This window comes from Serratia sp. L9 (assembly GCF_050632285.1).
In the GTDB taxonomy this organism is placed as follows: domain Bacteria; phylum Pseudomonadota; class Gammaproteobacteria; order Enterobacterales; family Enterobacteriaceae; genus Chania.
Genome location: NZ_CP192591.1, coordinates 1,251,684 through 1,270,144 on the forward strand (window position 1 = coordinate 1,251,684; position 18,461 = coordinate 1,270,144).

17 protein-coding genes and 2 pseudogenes are annotated in these 18,461 nt (G+C 53.2%); 8 read left to right on the forward strand and 11 right to left on the reverse strand.

Going from position 1 to position 18,461, the window contains the following annotated elements:
* Positions 1-60: 60 nt before the first annotated feature.
* Positions 61-1,020: a glycosyltransferase family 9 protein gene (locus ACQ86O_RS05855; RefSeq protein ID WP_431224484.1), complete on the forward strand. Its 960-nt coding sequence runs from the start codon at positions 61-63 to the stop codon at positions 1,018-1,020.
* A gap of 41 nt (positions 1,021-1,061) precedes the next feature.
* On the opposite strand, the gene ACQ86O_RS05860 is transcribed toward ACQ86O_RS05855, so the two are convergent.
* From ACQ86O_RS05860 to rfaD, 5 genes are all read right to left on the reverse strand, one after another.
* Positions 1,062-2,027 (reverse strand): O-antigen ligase family protein, encoded by a 966-nt coding sequence (locus ACQ86O_RS05860; RefSeq protein WP_431224485.1) that lies wholly within the window; start codon positions 2,025-2,027, stop codon positions 1,062-1,064.
* A 185-nt stretch (positions 2,028-2,212) separates the two neighbouring features.
* Positions 2,213-3,115 carry a sugar glycosyltransferase gene (locus tag ACQ86O_RS05865; protein WP_431224486.1) on the reverse strand — a complete coding sequence of 301 codons (903 nt, stop codon included), beginning with the start codon at positions 3,113-3,115 and terminating at the stop codon, positions 2,213-2,215.
* Positions 3,115-4,086 (reverse strand): lipopolysaccharide heptosyltransferase RfaC, encoded by a 972-nt coding sequence (gene rfaC / locus ACQ86O_RS05870; RefSeq protein WP_431224487.1) that lies wholly within the window; start codon positions 4,084-4,086, stop codon positions 3,115-3,117. The genes ACQ86O_RS05865 and rfaC overlap by 1 nt, the downstream gene beginning before the upstream one ends.
* Before the next feature lie 2 nt (positions 4,087-4,088).
* Positions 4,089-5,135 (reverse strand): ADP-heptose--LPS heptosyltransferase RfaF, encoded by a 1,047-nt coding sequence (rfaF, locus tag ACQ86O_RS05875; RefSeq protein WP_431224488.1) that lies wholly within the window; start codon positions 5,133-5,135, stop codon positions 4,089-4,091.
* A gap of 24 nt (positions 5,136-5,159) precedes the next feature.
* On the reverse strand, positions 5,160-6,092 hold the full coding sequence (gene rfaD, locus ACQ86O_RS05880; protein ID WP_431224489.1) for an ADP-glyceromanno-heptose 6-epimerase: 933 nt from the start codon (positions 6,090-6,092) through the stop codon (positions 5,160-5,162).
* 240 nt (positions 6,093-6,332) lie between these two features.
* Between rfaD and kbl the strand changes: the two genes are divergently transcribed.
* The gene (kbl, locus tag ACQ86O_RS05885; RefSeq protein ID WP_431224490.1) at positions 6,333-7,538 is read left to right on the forward strand and encodes a glycine C-acetyltransferase; all 1,206 of its coding nucleotides are present in this window, start codon (positions 6,333-6,335) and stop codon (positions 7,536-7,538) included.
* A gap of 124 nt (positions 7,539-7,662) precedes the next feature.
* Positions 7,663-8,688: an L-threonine 3-dehydrogenase gene (tdh, locus tag ACQ86O_RS05890; RefSeq protein WP_431224491.1), complete on the forward strand. Its 1,026-nt coding sequence runs from the start codon at positions 7,663-7,665 to the stop codon at positions 8,686-8,688.
* A gap of 34 nt (positions 8,689-8,722) precedes the next feature.
* Here the strand turns inward: tdh and ACQ86O_RS05895 are convergent, their stop codons facing one another.
* From ACQ86O_RS05895 to gpmM, 3 genes and pseudogenes are all read right to left on the reverse strand, one after another.
* Positions 8,723-9,673: a divergent polysaccharide deacetylase family protein gene (locus ACQ86O_RS05895; RefSeq protein WP_431224492.1), complete on the reverse strand. Its 951-nt coding sequence runs from the start codon at positions 9,671-9,673 to the stop codon at positions 8,723-8,725.
* Positions 9,674-9,675: 2 nt separating this feature from the next.
* Positions 9,676-11,008: pseudogene (envC, locus tag ACQ86O_RS05900) on the reverse strand (murein hydrolase activator EnvC).
* Between the two features lie 9 nt (positions 11,009-11,017).
* Positions 11,018-12,565, reverse strand: coding sequence for a 2,3-bisphosphoglycerate-independent phosphoglycerate mutase (gpmM, locus tag ACQ86O_RS05905; protein WP_431224493.1), 1,548 nt, complete (start codon positions 12,563-12,565; stop codon positions 11,018-11,020).
* A 295-nt stretch (positions 12,566-12,860) separates the two neighbouring features.
* Here gpmM and ACQ86O_RS05910 point away from each other — a divergent pair, with 295 nt between their 5' ends.
* From ACQ86O_RS05910 to cysE, 5 genes are all read left to right on the forward strand, one after another.
* Positions 12,861-13,295, forward strand: a complete 435-nt coding sequence (locus tag ACQ86O_RS05910; RefSeq protein WP_431224494.1) for a rhodanese-like domain-containing protein — start codon at positions 12,861-12,863, stop codon at positions 13,293-13,295.
* 25 nt (positions 13,296-13,320) lie between these two features.
* A complete protein-coding gene (gene grxC, locus ACQ86O_RS05915) occupies positions 13,321-13,569 on the forward strand; it encodes a glutaredoxin 3 (protein ID WP_142008446.1) in 249 nt (82 codons plus the stop codon).
* 86 nt (positions 13,570-13,655) lie between these two features.
* Positions 13,656-14,126: a protein-export chaperone SecB gene (gene secB, locus ACQ86O_RS05920; RefSeq protein WP_431224495.1), complete on the forward strand. Its 471-nt coding sequence runs from the start codon at positions 13,656-13,658 to the stop codon at positions 14,124-14,126.
* Positions 14,126-15,145: an NAD(P)H-dependent glycerol-3-phosphate dehydrogenase gene (gene gpsA / locus ACQ86O_RS05925; protein ID WP_431224496.1), complete on the forward strand. Its 1,020-nt coding sequence runs from the start codon at positions 14,126-14,128 to the stop codon at positions 15,143-15,145. Before secB ends, gpsA begins: the two co-directional genes overlap by 1 nt.
* Before the next feature lie 104 nt (positions 15,146-15,249).
* Complete coding sequence (gene cysE, locus ACQ86O_RS05930; RefSeq protein ID WP_431224497.1) at positions 15,250-16,071, forward strand: serine O-acetyltransferase; 822 nt, start codon at positions 15,250-15,252, stop codon at positions 16,069-16,071.
* Positions 16,072-16,085: 14 nt separating this feature from the next.
* Here cysE and rhaM read toward each other — a convergent pair whose 3' ends face one another.
* From rhaM to rhaD, 3 genes and pseudogenes are all read right to left on the reverse strand, one after another.
* On the reverse strand, positions 16,086-16,400 hold the full coding sequence (gene rhaM / locus ACQ86O_RS05935) for an L-rhamnose mutarotase (RefSeq protein ID WP_431224498.1): 315 nt from the start codon (positions 16,398-16,400) through the stop codon (positions 16,086-16,088).
* 16 nt (positions 16,401-16,416) lie between these two features.
* Entirely contained in the window at positions 16,417-17,565 is a 1,149-nt protein-coding gene (gene fucO / locus ACQ86O_RS05940) for a lactaldehyde reductase (protein ID WP_431224499.1), read from the reverse strand.
* Between the two features lie 67 nt (positions 17,566-17,632).
* A pseudogene (gene rhaD, locus ACQ86O_RS05945) lies at positions 17,633-18,456 on the reverse strand (rhamnulose-1-phosphate aldolase).
* Between the last annotated feature and the right edge of the window lie 5 nt (positions 18,457-18,461).

Consider the following 18,461-nt stretch of genomic DNA (forward strand, 5'->3'; position numbering starts at 1 on the left):
GTGTGATTGGTCTAAAAAAAGAACGGTAAAAATTTCGATCGGGTCAATGCCAAAAAAATCTTGCTACTGCGTCTGGACGATAAAATCGGGGATATGGTGGTTGCTACCGGAACCATCAAGAAGCTTGTCGACGCCGGTCATGAGGTGTCTGTTCTATCCGGGCCTGCCTGCGCAAATTTACTTTCTGGTGTGCAGTACATCACCCATTGCTATTTATATCAGCGTCGCGCATCGCTGAGTCGGCTCAAGAACGAAGGTTTTGATATTATCATCGATTTTGATGATGTCACGACCTATGAACGCTGCCGGTTAATTTATAAGCTTGGCGCTAAACACGTTATTGGTTTTAACAAGAAAGATTTTTCCATGTATGACACTTCGATTGATTTCCTTGACGCCCAAAAGCACGTTACTGAACGGCATAAACGAGTGTTGAATTTATTGGAAATTGGTTGTGAAGAATATCGCTATGCCTTAAAACCCACACAGTCGTCAATGGATGAGGTCGACGCGGCCCTGGCAGGGCTTCGCTATGATTATCTGATCGCCATCAACCCTTTTACCGGCTCTGAGGACAAGGATCTGTCTCACGCACAAATTGTGAATATCGTTGATTTTATTAAATCTTTTAATATTCACGCTCAGGTGCTCCTCATTGGCCAGGAAATAAAGGTCGCCTCTCTTAACATTGCCGAGTGCATTTATATCCCCGGCAGTACCGTAAACACTGCGGTAGAAATGGTGAAAAGAGCAGATTTGATTATTTCTCCGGATACATCGGTGGTTCACATGGCTTGTGCTTTTAACAAGCGGCTGGTTGCTATTTATAACCAACGATTACTCAAGGATACCGGGTTGCCTGGTTATGTCACATGGTCACCCAATTATGAAAATGCCGTGCAGCTTGTGACGGATCAGAAAAACGTGAGTGATGTGCCGATTGAACAGATCACCCTGTTGATTGGTGAGCAGATTACGATGATGGTTGACGCGTCTGCAACACGGAAAATAACGTCTTAGAAGATAAAACAGAGCCACAGAATGAGTGGCTCTATCGGTCATCAATAAACGCGGGAATTCAAGTTGGTGGTCATGAGGACGCCCAAGGGGAACCAGAACAGGTACCAGAATTCAGCCGGATTACCGATCATGAACATGCCTTGCGAGGTATAAAACAGCAGTGCGAAAATGAATAATCCTGCCTCCAATTGCCTGCCATTGCGTAGATGGCGTTTAGCCAGAACAGCGCAATAGCTTAATACCGCGAGTAACATACCCAGCCCCACGATGCCACCTTTCAGCAACGCCCCCCAATACAGGCTATGTGTAGTGTGGATCTGTTCGCCAGAATAATTGGTGAAATCCAGCTCATAGTTGAAGCCATAGCCGAAATAAGGTGCCTGCTTTACCAGATCAAATGTATGGTTCCAGATGCTCAAACGCAGGAAACTTTGAACGTACATTTCTTCGAAGCGGGCAACCAGCAACTGCCCCATTTCGGTGAAAGAAATCGCTATGCCTATCCCGATCAAAACCAGCAGGAAATAACTGAGATGCTTCAATTTCAAATGCTTGTAAGGCAGCGTTATTATCAGGGCAATCAGTAAAGAAAGTACCGGTCCACGGCTTTGTGTGAGCAGCATGGTACCAAAGAGAACCGGAATGGTGAGCAGTATCAGCTTGCTCTGTTTTTCGCGAAATACGATCAGGCTGAGGATGACGCCAACACCCGCCAATCCCGATAAATCGATGACATTATCCGGGCCAGGATTGCTTTTCGATAACAATCGAATGGTCAGCATTTCGTTGTAATCAAATATTATTGAGTACAAACACAGAAGGGTTAAACCTAAAGCAATTATGGTGAACAACAGATTTCGTTGCCGGCCATTGAGCACGGTGATCAGCATCGCCAGATACAACAGCAGATAAATGCTGTGCGTCAGGGTGGATTCGATATTGAATGGCTCGCTTGACCAGAGGTTGCTGCAGGCGAAGTAGAGCAGCATTGCAGCAATAAGCGCCAAGCCACGGCGGATCTCACGATTGCGAAAAAAAGACAGCCTGAGGTCTTTATCAAGATACAGAGTGATAATAAAAAGAATGGCTGAGAGATGGAACAGGTTGTTGACCTTTGTAAAGCCACAAAAAATAGCGCTAAAAAATGAAAAAAGAAAAAAACGTCACATACAGCTTTTTCGGATGAAAAGCGTTATTTGAATATTTCATCGGGGTCAACCTTGTCGAAAATGTCATTGCTGATGGCGCTGGTGACTGAAAGATTTTTTACAGCGATATTCCTGGCCTTCATGATTTTGCTGGCATGATTGAAGGAGGGCATAACCAGGCTGGCAACTTTATCTTCCAAATTGGTTGGCAATTTATTATCTGCTGCTTCATAAAAGCGGGGCTGGTGGAAGTTATTCATATCCAACCCTATGATATACAGGCGTTTGAAACCAAGGAAAGTCAGGATCTGTAATGCCCAGTAAACGACCGTACCAGCATCAAAGATGCCGTTGCGAATGTCGGTATTAAAGGCAATGTCTTTGCGGTCAGTTGCAAAAACCACATCACGATTGTCGCGGTAGGTTGGCCACAGTGCGTCGTTGGCAACCCTGGGTTGATAGATCTTAAATGCGGCGTCTTCAATCACCGCAAAACGGCATTGGATCTGTTCAAGGCTGAACCTGTCGATGATTTTGGCAACGCCATGTACCGTGGTGAAGAGTGTTAGCCCGTGATTATCGATAATTTTGCGGATAATCTCTGGTTTTTGGTCAATAAATCCCATATCAACAATGACATAGAATTTAAAATCAACGCGGTCATGCAGGAAGTAGGCCCCATTGACCCCCATTGCCGGCATAGCAGGGAATTTATCCAGGCAAAGATGCTTTACTGAGGGACCCGTGGCAGTCAACAGAAGGTCACCGGTAAAATTCCCCTGCAGGCTGGCTAATGGCACAATCGGTACCCACTGCCGTTTGTAACGCAGTTCGACGATTTCCCCGCTGGCGGCACGTTTAATTTTTACGTAGGGCCAAAGATTCTCATTATGCCGAAAGGGACGAGCATGGGTATAGCGGTAAATCTGCTTGAACAGAGTTCCCATTACAACAGCATCCTGTTTTGAATTAGCGCAGCAACCTCTTGCGCAGAAATACCGGCCATGCGATTTCCCGATTCAGGGCGGCAGGCATATTGATTCTGTCCATACCCCCCAATAAGCCCAGGATCGGTTGGGCCGAACAGGGTGATATTAGGGCGATCCAGCGCGGCCGTCAGGTGGCTTAGCCCGGTATCAACCGATACCACGGCTTTTGCTCCGGCCAATACTTCTGCCACCTGTTGCAGGCTGAGTTTTGGCAACACCTCAACGTGCGGGAATCCCTCTGCCAGCCGTAAGGCGCGCTGGCGCTCATGCTCTGCACCCCAGGGAAGTTTGATTTTCAGCCCGGTTGGGGCGATAAGCTCAATCAGGTCACGCCAATTTTGCTCTGGCCAGTGTTTTTCATCACGCGTGGTGGCGTGCAGGAAAACCAGGTATTGCCCAGCATCCGCCGGAAGGTGGCTGAGAAAGCGGGCGGCAATGGCGTAATCGCCCGTACTCTGGGGTTTTTCATAACCCAGGCTTTTGGCGAACAGCTCGCGGATACGTTCCACTGCGTGTTGCTGCTTGTCAATTTCATGACGGTAGTTATAGAACCAACTGGCAAAGGGTTCGCGTACGCTTTTACAATCTTGGCCATGCTTGGGGCCATGGGCGATACGCGTTACCAGCGCCGCGCTTTTGATCAGGCCTTGCGCGTCGATGACTGCATCATAACTGCGTTCCTGCACTTTGCGTTTGAAATCGCAGCGCTGCTGACGCGCTTCCCCACCAAACCAGTTTTTACGCCAGCGGCGGATGGCTACCGGGATCACGCGATCTACAGCCGGGTGCCAGGTAGGGATCTGGCTGAACCCTTCTTCCACTACCCAATCGAAGCGGATGCCGGGAACGGCCTGCATGGCATCGGTCAAGGCTGGCAGCGTATGAAGCACATCCCCCATCGAGGAGGTTTTAACGATCAGAACCTGCATGTTTATTCCTCGCTGGCGGCAAGTAACGGCTTCAGCGCGTCCAACACCTGCAGTGGCTGAATGTCGATCAGACTCTGATGGTATCCCTGCTCGGCATCACCTTTACGGACTTTATGATAGCCGCTAATTAAACGGATCACTTTGGCCTTATGGGACAATGGGGGTGTGAAATCCGGGCTGCTTGGGCCGTACAAGGCTATCAGCGGTTTGTTCAACGCAGCGGCAACGTGCATCAATCCGGAATCATTACTCACCACGGCTTGGCAGGACGCAAGCAGGATCACTGCCTGTTCAAGCTGGGTTTCTCCGGCCAGGTTAAAGCAGAAATCTCGGGCATTTTCTGCCAGGGCCGAACGGATCTGCTCACCGGCTTCGCTATCTTTGGCCGAACCGAACAGGGCGATTTGATAGCCTTCATCGATCAGCATTTGTGCCAATGCGGCGTAATGGTAGTGCGGCCAGCGTTTGGCCGGGCCAAATTCCGCTCCTGGGCAAAAGCCAATGATCGGCCGGTGATCGGTGAGGTTAAACGCAGAGGTGGTTTCGGCAATTTCTTCATCGCTAACCTGCAACTGTGGCCACAGCAACGGTTGCGGCAGGTCTTCGGCACGCTGTATCCGCTGTTTGTCATAGGCCAGCGCCACGTAACGTTGCACCATCAGCGGAAATGCGGCTTTATCCAGTATACGTATATCATTGAGCAGGCCGTAACGCATTTCGCCGCGCCAGCCAGTGCGTTGCGGTACGTTGGCAAAGAACGGCACCAGTGCGGATTTGAATGAGTTGGGCAGCACATAGGCGCGGTCATAGCCATTCGCGCGCAGCGCATGGCCAAGACGGCGGCGCTCGCCCAATGCCAGAGCGCCATGCCCTAGCGGCATCGACAACGCCTGGTTGACTTCGGGCATCCGCGCCAGCAGTGGACGGCACCAGGCTGGTGCCATCACATCAATTTCTGCTGAGGGATGTTCGGCCTTCAGGGTGCGGTAGAGACTTTGCGACATCATCATATCGCCAACCCACGAAGGGCCAATGACCAGTATTTTCATACCGTTAATAAATTCCTTCAGCGCTTAAGCGGTACGGTTCAACCAGGCCATATACTCTTTAACGCCTTCGGCGACGGTTTTGAACGGAGCGTCATAACCCGCTGCGCGCAGCTTGGTCTGATCGGCCTGGGTGTACGCCTGATAGCGGCCTTTCAGTTTTTCCGGGAACTCAATATATTCCACGGCACCTGACTGGTGGTAGTCCACCACCGCATCGGCGACGGCCTGGAAAGTCTCAGCACGGCCAGTGCCGCAGTTGAAGATGCCAGATACGCCATTTTTCCAGAACCACAGGTTAACTGCTGCTACGTCACCGACGTAGATGAAGTCACGTTTGAAGTTCTCGCTGCCTGCGAACAGTTTTGGGTTCTCACCGCGATTGATCTGATTATTCAAATGGAACGCTACGCTGGCCATGCTGCCTTTATGGCCTTCGCGCGGACCATAAACATTGAAGTAACGGAAACCGCAAACCTGCGAATCCGCTTCTGGCAGGATTTCACGCACGTACTGGTCGAACAGGAATTTGGAATAACCGTAGACGTTCAGCGGCTGCTCGTACTGGCGCTCTTCGATAAAGTTATCGGTGCGGCCACCGTAAGTTGCCGCAGAAGAGGCATACAGGAATGGGATTTGGCGATCCAGGCAGTAATGCAGGATGTCTTTGGAATACTGATAGTTGTTGTCCATCATGTATTTGCCATCCCACTCGGTGGTGGAAGAGCAGGCACCTTCGTGGAAGATGGCCTCGATATCACCCAGATCGTCGCCCGCCATGATGCTGGCGATAAAATCTTCTTTATCTATGTAGTCGGCGATATCAAGGTCGACCAGGTTGACGAATTTAGTCCCATCTTTTAGGTTGTCCACCACCAGGATGTCGCGATACCCGTTATCATTCAGTGCCTTAACGATGTTACTGCCAATCATGCCAGCGCCGCCAGTGACGATAATCATTGGGTTTACCCCTGTATTCTACCCGGTGGCGCACAATGCCCCACCCTATATGCAGCCTATAATAGCATTTCATGCCACGGGGAACATCTGAACGGGTCTTAATATCCCGCCGAGCTATCAAGTGTGGCGGTTTGCCGTGATATCTGCTGCAATTTTCATATTCTCTGCTGTGCATTGTCGTCAGTTTGCTAACAAATCAGTAAAATATGCCGGAAATGTCCTTATCCTGGAGATGACCGTATGTCTGCGTCCTTTTATCAGCAACTGGAACAACAGCTTGCTACCACTCGTGCCGAAGGGCTGTTCAAAGAAGAGCGTATTATCACTTCTGCGCAGCAGGCTGATATTGCCGTTGCTGATGGTCGTCACGTCATCAACTTTTGCGCCAATAACTATCTGGGGCTAGCCAACCACCCCGCTTTGATTGCCGCTGCGAAGGCAGGGATGGACAGTCATGGTTTTGGTATGGCATCGGTGCGTTTTATCTGCGGTACGCAAGATAGCCACAAGCAACTGGAGCAGGCGCTGGCCAGCTTCCTGGGAATGGAAGATGCGATCCTCTACTCCTCTTGTTTTGATGCCAACGGCGGGTTATTTGAAACCTTGCTCGGCCCGGAAGATGCCATTATTTCCGATGCGCTGAACCATGCTTCGATCATCGACGGTGTTCGTCTGTGCAAGGCCAAACGTTACCGATATGCCAATAACGACATGAGCCAACTGGCCGAACAGCTCAAGCAGGCCAAGGCAGACGGTGCGCGCCACATCATGATCGCCACTGACGGAGTGTTCTCCATGGATGGTGTGATCGCCAACCTGAAGGGCGTGTGCGATTTGGCGGATGAGTACGGCGCGCTGGTGATGGTCGATGATTCCCACGCGGTGGGGTTTGTCGGGGCGAACGGGCGCGGGACACATGAATACTGCGAAGTGATGGGCCGCGTCGATATTATTACCGGCACTCTGGGTAAGGCATTAGGTGGGGCTTCTGGTGGCTATACCGCAGGTAAGAAAGAGGTTGTGGAGTGGCTACGTCAGCGTTCACGCCCTTATCTGTTCTCCAACTCGCTGGCACCGGCGATTGTGGCGGCTTCTATTAAAGTATTGGAATTACTCGAAGAAGGGGACGCGTTACGCGATCGCCTGTGGTCCAATGCTCGTCTGTTCCGTGAAAAAATGACCGCTGCAGGTTTCACACTTGCCGGGGCCGATCATGCCATCATCCCGGTAATGCTGGGTGAGGCTAAACTGGCACAGGATTTTGCCAACGCATTGCTTAAGGAAGGCATCTACGTCACTGGTTTCTTCTACCCGGTCGTGCCGAAAGGCCAGGCACGTATCCGCACCCAGATGTCTGCCGATCACTCACCGGAGCAGATTGAACGTGCTGTTGAGGCGTTTATCCGCATTGGTAAGACACTCGGCGTCATTCCCAATGGATTTTAAGTCGTAGCGAGGCCGCCAGCTCACCGCTCCCCTGGAGCTGACTCAAGTCAGTGACTGGGGTATGTGAGTGCAGGTAACAACGCGCCAGCTTAAAAGACGAAGGGTATTTGCATAAGGTAATTCCATGAAAGCATTATCAAAACTGAAAGCGGAAGAAGGTATTTGGATGACCGATGTGCCTCAGCCTGAGCTGGGCCATAACGATGTCATGATTAAGATCCGCAAAACCGCCATCTGCGGCACAGATGTACATATCTATAATTGGGACGAATGGTCGCAGAAAACTATCCCGGTTCCGATGGTTGTTGGCCACGAATATGTTGGTGAAGTGGTGGCCATCGGCCAGGAAGTCAAAGGATTCACTATTGGTGACCGCGTTTCTGGAGAAGGGCATATTACCTGCGGTCATTGCCGCAACTGCCGTGGTGGCCGTACTCATCTGTGCCGTAATACCATCGGCGTGGGCGTTAATCGCCCAGGCTCATTTGCTGAATATCTGGTGATCCCGGCATTTAACGCCTTCAAAATCCCGGACAATATTTCGGATGAGCTGGCCTCTATCTTCGATCCCTTCGGTAACGCCGTGCATACCGCGCTCTCTTTCGATCTGGTTGGTGAAGATGTGCTGGTTTCTGGTGCTGGCCCGATCGGTATTATGGCGGCAGCAGTCTGTAAACACGTTGGCGCACGCCATGTGGTGATCACCGACGTAAATGAATATCGTCTGGATCTGGCGCGCAAAATGGGCGTAACCCGTGCGGTGAACGTCAGTAAAGAAAACCTGAACGATGTGATGGCCGAACTGCACATGACGGAAGGGTTTGACGTGGGTCTGGAGATGTCTGGTGCACCACCGGCATTCCGTACGCTGCTCAATGCCATGAATCACGGGGGCCGCATTGCAATGCTGGGGATCCCACCTTCGGATATGTCTATCGACTGGAATCAAGTGATCTTCAAAGGGCTGTTTATCAAAGGGATTTATGGCCGCGAAATGTTTGAAACCTGGTACAAGATGGCGGCCTTGATTCAATCAGGTCTGGATTTGACGCCTATCATCACCCACCGTTTCTCGATTGACGAGTTCCAGCAGGGCTTTGACGCCATGCGCTCAGGGCAGTCCGGGAAAGTGGTGCTGAGCTGGGATTGATATGATTGGCGGAGCTTTTGCTCCGCCAATTAATTTACGACCTGGTTTGCGCCGAGCCCATCCAATTTTGCCAATGGCGTTTGATCACCACCACAACCGGCGACTGCGCCACACTTTCTTCGATCACGTTCAGCACCCTGCTGGCGTTCATGCCTTCCTTAGGCAATTTGACCCTGCACTGCTTGATGGCTCCGGTAAACGGATTTTTTGACTGCCCTTTGTTCGGTTTAGGCACAGGTACATAGCCGCCACCATTTTGTTGCGGCTCATTGAGCAACGAACTGGGTTTCACCAACACGATATCACCAGGTAAGGTGGCCAGCATCTGTTGCAACACTTTTACCGTAGCCGGGCGCGGGTGGCCGATAGCGATGGCTGAGCCGTTACGGCGAGCCAAATCGACGGCACGGTTGAACTGGCGGCGGATATCATCCGGATTGGCGGTATCGTCAAGGAACACCTTGCGTTTGATCACCTTGACTCCGGTGCCAGAGGCTGCGCGGGTAGCCTGGCTATTGCCGATGGTCATGCTGTCAAGAAAGTAGAGGTGATAACCTTCCAGTGCCTGCATGACCTTTTGCATACCTGGCAGGCTGGAAGTCATGGCGCTGCCCATATGGTTATTCATCCCCACGGCGTAAGGCACGTTATTCACCGCGTTACGGATGATGCGCTGTACTTCTTCACTGCTCATGGACGGTTGCAGGGTATCACGCTCTAGCGGTTGTTTGCTGAGTGGGGCCATAGGCATGTGGATCAGCACTTCACGGCCCTGGCTGTGGGCTTTGGTGGCCATCATATGAGCGTGGGGCGCGTTGGGTAACACCGCAACGGAGATGGCTGTCGGCATTTGCAGTACGGCATTTTCTTCATGTGGGCGATAACCCACATCATCAATCACAATAGAGAGCTTTCCTGCCTGTGCCGCGCTGGCTAACAGCACTGCACCCAACAACAGGCCAGTGCGCGTTTTGGTATAGTGCAAATCTATCTTCCCAACCACGGCTGTGGGTTAACCGCCTGACCCTGGCGACGGATTTCGAAATAGAGCGATGGCGTTCCCTGCCCACCGCTGGTACCGACGAGAGCAATTGGCTGGCCGGCGCGTACCTGGGCACCGACGCTGACTAAGGCACTCTGGTTATAACCATACAGACTCATGTCACCCTTGCCGTGTTCGACAACGATGACCAGGCCGTAACCTTGCAACCAATCGGCCAGCAGTACGCGGCCATCGGCAATGGCTTTCACTTCGCTGCCTTCGGCGGCGGAGATCACCATCCCTTTCCAGCGCAATTCACCTTGCAGCTGTTCGCCAAAGCGATGCTCGATGCTGCCTCGTACCGGCCACACGGCTTGCCCTGCTGGCTGGCCTAATCCACCGGTTCGGGCCATCAGTGAGCGTTCACCTTCACTTGGCTTATAGCTGGAGCCGGTTTTCTTTGCCTGCTGTTCTTTGGCCCGGACCTGTTCACGCACTTTGGCGGCTTCACGCGCTTCGCGTTCGGCCCGGGCACGGGCTTCACGCTCCGCCCGGGCGATTTGATCGCGCATACGGGTTTCGTTCTGGCGCAGTTCCACCAACCGCTGCTGATCTTTTTCCAGCGAAGCTTCCAGTGCGGTCAGGGTTTTTTGCGCGCGCTGCGTGCCTGTTCCAGCTTTTGTTGCTGGGTTTGCTGCTCGCCGAGCAAAGATTTCTGCTGGCTCTGTTTGGCTACCAGTGAGCTCTTTTGCTCAGCCAGTTGGGTTTGGGTCTGTTTGAGTTGCTCAATGGATTGCTGACGTGCCTCATTCAAATAGCCAAAATAGGCCAGAATGCGTTCACTGCGTTGGCTTTCCTCACCGCTGAGCACCAGTTGCAATGCGCTGTGCTGCCCTTGTCGAAATGCGGCATCCAGCTGTTTGGCGAGGATATCCTGCTGGGTTGTCTGTTGGGTCTGCAGTTTAGCGATGGAGGCGTTCAGGCCGGTAATGTCTTTACCCAGGATGTTGAGTGTGCCTTGGGTATCGTGCAGCGCACGGCTGGCCTGCGCGATGGTCTTTTCCTGCAGTTTGAGCTGATCCTGCAACGAGCTGCGCTGTTGCTGCTGTTGTTTAACCGCTTTTTCTTTTTCGGCGATGCTCTGTTGAATGTCTTTGAGCTGAGACTTGCTATCTTCAGCAGCACTGCCAGTTAATGGCAACAGCAATGCGCCAGCGAAAAAACGCTGGCGCAGACGGTGGTTAACTTCCGCGGCACAGAGCGTTCAGACAGCGGCTGGCTGCCTGAGTTTGCGCTTCGGGTTACCCTTGATAGTGCAAAATTCGCCTTCTCCCTCATGGAGAAGGATTATTCCACGATGAACAGCGGCTTACCAGTCATCTCTTGCGGGATTTCCATTCCCATCAGTGTCAGCATGGTGGGGGCAATGTCTGACAGTTTGCCGCCTTCCACCGCTTTAGCCGGTTTGCTGCCGATATAGATCAGCGGTACTGGCAGGCTGGTGTGCGCGGTATGTGCCTGGCCGGTGGCCGGATCGCGCATCTGCTCGGCATTACCGTGATCGGCGGTGATCAACAGTTGGCCATCGACGGCCTTCACTGCATCAACTACCTGCGCGATGCAGTTATCCAGCGTTTCTACCGCTTTGACCGCCGCATCATAAATACCGGTATGACCCACCATATCGCCGTTCGGGTAGTTACAGATGATGGTGTCATATTTGCCGCTGTGGATGGCCGCCAGCAGTTTTTCGGTCAGTTCTGCGGAGCTCATTTCCGGCTGCAGATCGTAGGTAGCCACTTTCGGCGAGTTAATTAATATGCGGTCTTCACCGTTGAACGGCTCCTCGACACCGCCGTTATAGAAGAAGGTGACATGAGCGTATTTTTCGGTTTCCGAGATGCGCAACTGGGTCTTGTCGTGCTTCGTCAGCCATTCACCAAAGGTATTTACCAATGACGCCGGTGGGTAGGCACAGGCAGTTTTGATGTCCGCAGCATATTCGGTCAGCATCACGAAATCACAGAATTTGACCACTTTGGCGCGAGGGAAACCGTCAAAATCGGCGTTAACAAAGGCGCGGGTGATCTGGCGTGCACGGTCGGCACGGAAGTTCATGAAGATTAACGCGTCGCCGTCATTCATATCGGCAGTGGCTTCGCCTGCGGCCTGGATCACGGTTGGTTTGACGAATTCATCGTTTTCATCGCGGGCATAGGCAGCCTGCAGCGCGGTAACGGCATCATCAGCGGTGTATTCGCCTTTCGCCTGAGTCATCAGGTCATAAGCCAATTGCACGCGATCCCAACGGTTATCACGATCCATCGCGTAGTAACGGCCAATGATTGAAGCAATACGTCCGGCACCCAGTTTGGCAAACTCATCACTGAAACGTTTCAGTGTATTTTCAGCACTGCGCGGTGGAGTGTCACGTCCATCCAGGAAGGCGTGCAGGTAAACGGCTTTGGCTCCGCGCTGGGCGGCCAGCTTGATCATCGCCAGGATATGGTCTTCATGGCTGTGAACACCACCAGGGGACATCAAGCCCATGATATGCACCGCTTTACCCGCTTTCACGGCTTTGTCGACGGCTGCCGTCAGCGTGGCGTTGGTGAAGAAGTCACCGTCTTTGATCTCTTTATCCAGACGGGTCAGATCCTGATAGACGATGCGCCCGGCACCCAGGTTGACGTGGCCTACTTCCGAGTTACCCATCTGGCCATCAGGCAGGCCAACATCCAGGCCGGAAGCGGCAATCAGGGTATGCGGCTGTTGCTGCCACAGACGGTCCATAACCGGCGTTCTGGCATTCAGGATCGCGTTGTCCTGTTGCTCTTCCCGGTGGCCGTAACCGTCCAGGATCACCAGTACCATGGGCTTTTTCGTACTCGACATTGCTGTAACCTCTTTATGATCGCTTAAGTTGTGAATAGCCATCAGCCCGTTGGAATGATGGCTATTCACTCTCCAAAACCTGATGATTCTACAACGTGGCAGGCGAAAAAGAGCCCAGAAAGATCAAATATGCTGTTAACAGCGGCGACTTTCGTGATGGCACTGCGGTAATTTTCCGCTGTACGCCGCAGTTTCTGCAATCCCGTTTGCTTATTGGCTGTATTTGACGCATTCGGCAGGTATACTCTGAAACCTTGACTTATTTTCCCTTAACTGACGGGAGTTGTTACACCCCATGCTGCAAGAAATTATGCCATTTGTTAGCCGGCACCCGATACTAAGCCTGGCCTGGGTTGCCCTGCTGGTTGCGGTGATCGTCATGACCTTTAAAAGCCGTTTCTCCAAGGTGAAAGAAATCGCCCGTGGCGAAGCAACACGCTTGATTAACAAAGAAGACGCTGTTGTGGTTGATACCCGCAGCCGTGACGATTTTCGTAGGGGCCATATCGCCAACGCGATCAACCTGACGGCGAGTGAGATCAAAAGTGGCAGCCTAGGCGAGTTGGAAAAGCACAAGGCTCAACCGGTTATCGTAGTCTGTGCCAATGGCACCACGTCACGCGAGCCAGCAGAAAACCTGAGCAAAGCCGGGTTTGAAAACGTTTATACCCTCAAAGACGGCATTGCCGGATGGAGCGGGGAGAACCTGCCATTGGCTCGTGGTAAGTAAATTTTAGTGTCGTTGAGGGGTTCCCATGGCTAACATTGAGATCTACACCAAGGCAACCTGCCCGTTCTGCCATCGCGCCAAAGCGTTGCTGAACAGCAAGGGGGCCGCTTTCAGCGAGATCGCCATTGATGGCGACAACCTGAAGCGTGAAGCGATGATTGCGCGCAGTGGGCGAACCACTGTGCCTCAGATTTTCATTGACGGCCAACACATTGGCGGCTGTGATGATTTACATGCACTCGATGCTCGCGGTGGGCTGGATCCACTGCTTTAAGCTGGCTGTCTATTCCCTGCTTCGGTAACGGGGGGATGACGGTCACTGAGTGTCAATAAGGATATTTAACCAAGGGTATTACACACATGTCAGAACAAAACAGCACCGAGATGGCTTTTCAGATCCAACGTATCTACACCAAAGATATCTCTTTCGAAGCGCCAAACGCTCCGCAGGTATTCCAGCAGGAATGGCAGCCAGAAGTTAAACTTGATCTGGATACCGCTTCCAGCCACCTGGCTGACGAAGTGTATGAAGTGGTACTGCGTGTTACCGTAACGGCCTCTCTGGGCGAAGAAACTGCATTCCTGTGTGAAGTTCAGCAGGCGGGTATCTTCTCTGTAGCCGGTATCGAAGGTACACAGCTGGCACATTGCCTGGGTGCATACTGCCCGAACATTCTGTTCCCGTATGCACGCGAGTGCATCACCAGCCTGGTTTCACGCGGTACATTCCCGCAGTTGAACCTGGCACCGGTAAACTTTGACGCACTGTTCATGAGCTATTTGCAACAGCAGGCGGAAGGCGAAGGTGCTGAACCACATCAGGATGCCTGATGAACACCGTCAATGCTTCAATGACCGTAATCGGTGCCGGCTCGTACGGCACCGCATTAGCCATTACGCTGGCGCGTAACGGCCACCCGGTAGTGCTGTGGGGGCATAACCCCGAACAGATTCAGATTATGCAGCGGGATCGCTGTAATCAGGCGTTTCTACCCGACGTCACTTTCCCAGATACCTTGCTGCTCGAAACCGATTTGGCCCGTGCGTTGGCCGCCAGCCGTGATGTGCTGGTGGTGGTGCCCAGCCATGTCTTTGGTGACGTGCTGCGCCAGTTGAAACCCCATCTGCGCCCGGATGCGCGTATTGTTTGGGCCACCAAAGGCCTGGAAGCCGAAACGGGCCGTCTGTTACAAGACGTCGCTCGCGAAGCGCTTGGGGCAGATATCCCACTGGCGGTAGTCTCGGGGCCGACGTTTGCCAAAGAGCTGGCGGCAGGTTTGCCAACGGCAATCGCCCTGGCGTCAACCGACGAGCAGTTTGCTGAAGATTTGCAGCAACTGCTGCACTGTGGCAAAAGTTTCCGTGTGTATAGCAACCCGGATTTTATCGGGGTGCAACTGGGCGGCGCGGTGAAAAACGTGATTGCCATCGGCGCGGGGATGTCAGATGGTATCGGTTTTGGCGCTAACGCGCGCACCGCACTGATCACCCGTGGTCTGGCAGAAATGAGCCGCCTCGGTTCTGCTCTGGGGGCCGACCCTTCGACCTTTATGGGCATGGCCGGGCTGGGCGATCTGGTTTTGACCTGCACGGATAATCAATCGCGCAACCGGCGTTTCGGTATTATGCTGGGGCAAGGTTTGGGCGTGCAGGAAGCGCAGGATAGCATTGGCCAGGTGGTCGAAGGCTATCGCAATACCAAAGAGGTGTTGGCACTGGCCAAGCGCCACGGCGTGGAAATGCCGATTACCGAGCAGATCTATCAGGTGTTGTACTGTGATAAAAATGCCCGCGAGGCAGCGTTGAGTCTACTTGGTCGCACCAAGAAAGATGAGAAACACAGTGCTTGACCTTAGGCACCTGTAGGGCAGTTTAACGTGCTCCTACGATTGGATTAGGCCACCTTGCCAGCACGCTGGTGAGGTGGCTTGTTTTGTGAGGCAGGAGAAATGCAATGTCGTCAGAAGAGTTAGAGCAGGTCTGGAGCAGCATTAAATCAGAGGCGAGAGCACTGGCTGATTGTGAACCGATGCTGGCTAGCTTTTTCCATGCGACCTTGCTTAAGCACGAAAACCTGGGGAGCGCACTGAGCTATATTCTGGCGAACAAACTGGCTAACCCAATCATGCCCGCAATTGCCGTTCGTGAAGTGGCAGAAGAAGCCTACCGTTCCGACGCGCAAATGATTGTCTCTGCGGCCCGCGATATTCTGGCGGTACGGCTGCGTGACCCTGCGGTAGATAAATACTCAACCCCCTTGCTGTATCTGAAGGGTTTTCATGCTTTGCAGGCTTATCGTATTGGCCATTGGTTGTGGATGCAGGGCCGTCAGGCCTTGGCAATTTACCTGCAAAATCAAATTTCCGTCGTCTTTGGCGTGGATATCCACCCGGCAGCCACCATCGGCTGCGGCATCATGCTTGACCATGCCACCGGCATTGTGATCGGTGAAACCGCCGTGGTGGAGAATAACGTCTCCATTTTGCAGTCGGTAACTCTCGGCGGTACCGGCAAGACCAGTGGCGATCGCCATCCCAAGATCCGTGAAGGGGTAATGATTGGCGCAGGGGCCAAGATCCTCGGCAATATCGAAGTGGGTAAAGGGGCAAAAATCGGTGCCGGTTCAGTGGTGTTGCAGCCCGTCCCTCCACATACCACGGCCGCCGGTGTGCCAGCGCGTATTGTCGGTCGCCCAGAGAGTGATACGCCCTCGATGGATATGGATCAGTACTTTAACGGTGCGAATCACGGGTTTGAATACGGCGACGGGATTTAACCGCCGCCATAGCGTTACTCCAGATAAAACACTTCACGCAGTGGCGAGCTAACCGGGCTGTGATCCGGGTTGCTCGGCATCACGTCACCCATAAAACGCCACCAGCGTTGGCAGGTGGCGGTATTGGCGACGGCATTCCAGCGCTCTTCCGATTCGATCACAACATAGCCAAACAGCAGGTTGCGTGCCTCATCCAGGAAAATGGAGTAGTGGTGCGCGCCGTGGTCTTTCAGCACCTGTTCCAATTCGGGCCAGATGGAGTTGTGGCGCTGCTGGTATTCGGCGTGAGCCTCCGGATTTACCTGCATCACAAAAGCTTTACGGATCATGGGGTCTCCTCTGGGATCACAGGGCGGCCAAATACAAGGTACGTATCTGTTCGCGATCGGCCTGACGTGGGTTGCAAGGGGCGCATGGATCGGCGAGCGCTTTATCCAGCCAGCCTTCAATATCCGTTTCTTTAATACCCAGCGCCGAGAACCCGGCCGGGATACCCACGCGTAACGAAAGCGCACGAATGGCGGCAATCGCCTGATGGCTGGCCTGTTCTTCGCTCATTCCCTGTGTATCTGCGCCCAGAGCCTGCGCAATACGGGCAAAGCGAGCGATCGCATTAGGCCGGTTAAACTCTTCGATCACCGGCAGCAGAATGGCATTACAGACGCCGTGAGGCAGGTTATGGGTAGCGCCTGGCTGGTGGGCCAGTGCGTGCACCAGGCCTAGCCCGGCGCTGTTGAACGCCATACCCGCCAGATACTGGCCGTAGGCCATCATTTCTCGGGCTTGCAGGTTTTTGCCGTCATCCACGGCGGCGGGTAGCCAGCGGCCTATCAGGTGGATCGCTTCTAACGCCGAGTGGTCGGTCAGTGGATGAGCTCCTACAGAAACGTAGGCTTCTATCGCGTGCGTCAGTGCATCCATGCCGGTGGCAGCGGTAACGCTGGCAGGAATATTCAACATCACCTGCGGATCGTCTACGGCAATGTCAGGGATGATATTGGTGTCGATAATCACTTCTTTGACCTGACGCTGGCTGTCGATGATCACCGCATTGCTGGTCATCTCGGCTGCCGTTCCGGCGGTCGTATTGATGGCCACCAGATGAGCGCCGGTGCTTTTGACTTTGCCAACGCCGGAGTAGGCGGTGGAAGGGCCAGGATTACCGGTAAGAATTTTTATCGCTTTAGCGGTATCTATCGGGCTGCCGCCACCGAAGGCGATCAAATAGTCACACTGCTGTTGTTTGAACGCCTGCCAGCCAAGCTGTACCAGCTCTTCGGTGGGGTTAGGGAAAACGTCGCTGAACAGGGTGTAGGGCAGATTGTGCTGCTGCATCGCGCTGAATAATCCTTCCAACAGCCCAAGTTCAACCAATTGGCCGTCGGTGACGATCAGCGCTTTGCCCCATTGCTTCTGTGCCAGCAGCTTGACCATATCTTCAATGGCACCGCTGCCGTGCAGACTGATTTTCGGTAATGCCAGCATAAAACTCATGTTATTGCTCCTGAAGTGGGAAAGCGTTGTGATGCGCCCGCCGTAGCGGACGCAGGGCACCGATTTCTCAATCTTTGAGCGCGGCGGCCAGTGGGGTAACGTTAAAGCGCTTGGCTAGCGCGCTTAACTGACTACCGGAAATGGTTTGTTTTTTGCCGCCCATCGACAGCACTTTCACCATGATCTCGGCCGATTTTTCAGCGGTGTCGATCAGGCCGAACGCATCATCCAGCGTTGGGCCGGAGCCGAAGATGCCGTGGAATGGCCAGAGCACCAGGCTATGTTCCCGCATTTGTTCAGCAGTCTGTGTGCCGATGCCGTCAGTACCCGGTACCATCCAGGGCACGATGCCGATGCCGTCCGGGAACACGACCAGGCATTCGGTGCTGCCTTCCCACAAGAGGCGGGTAAAGCTGGCATTATCCAGTTCCTGCACAAAACTCAGTGCGATCAGATTGGTCGCGTGGCAGTGCATGATGACGCGATCGCGGCCATCAGTGGCATTCATCCGCACGATGTGAGACTGAAAGTGGGCGGCCAGTTCCGAGGTGGGCAACCCCCCAACGAAAGCCCCCAGTGGATGTGGTAGGCCGTACCGTTGTGGTTCAGCTGTAGCAGGACCAGGTTTTCTTCCGGGGCCAACTGAACATTGCGGAAGAATTTGCCGGAACCGGTGACCAGGAACCAGCAGTTGGCCAGTTCGGTTGCCGGTTGTGTCAGTTCCACGCAGCGTGGTTCGGCGACAAAGTCGCTGCGGAAGGGTTCAACATCCTCCGCCATCAGGCGCAGGCTGACATTGCCACCGTTGCGTTCGTCCCAGCCTTTGAGCCACATATCACCGGTGGCTTTGATCATGCCCTGGATAAACCAGGAAGAAAGTATGCGTTGCATTGCGG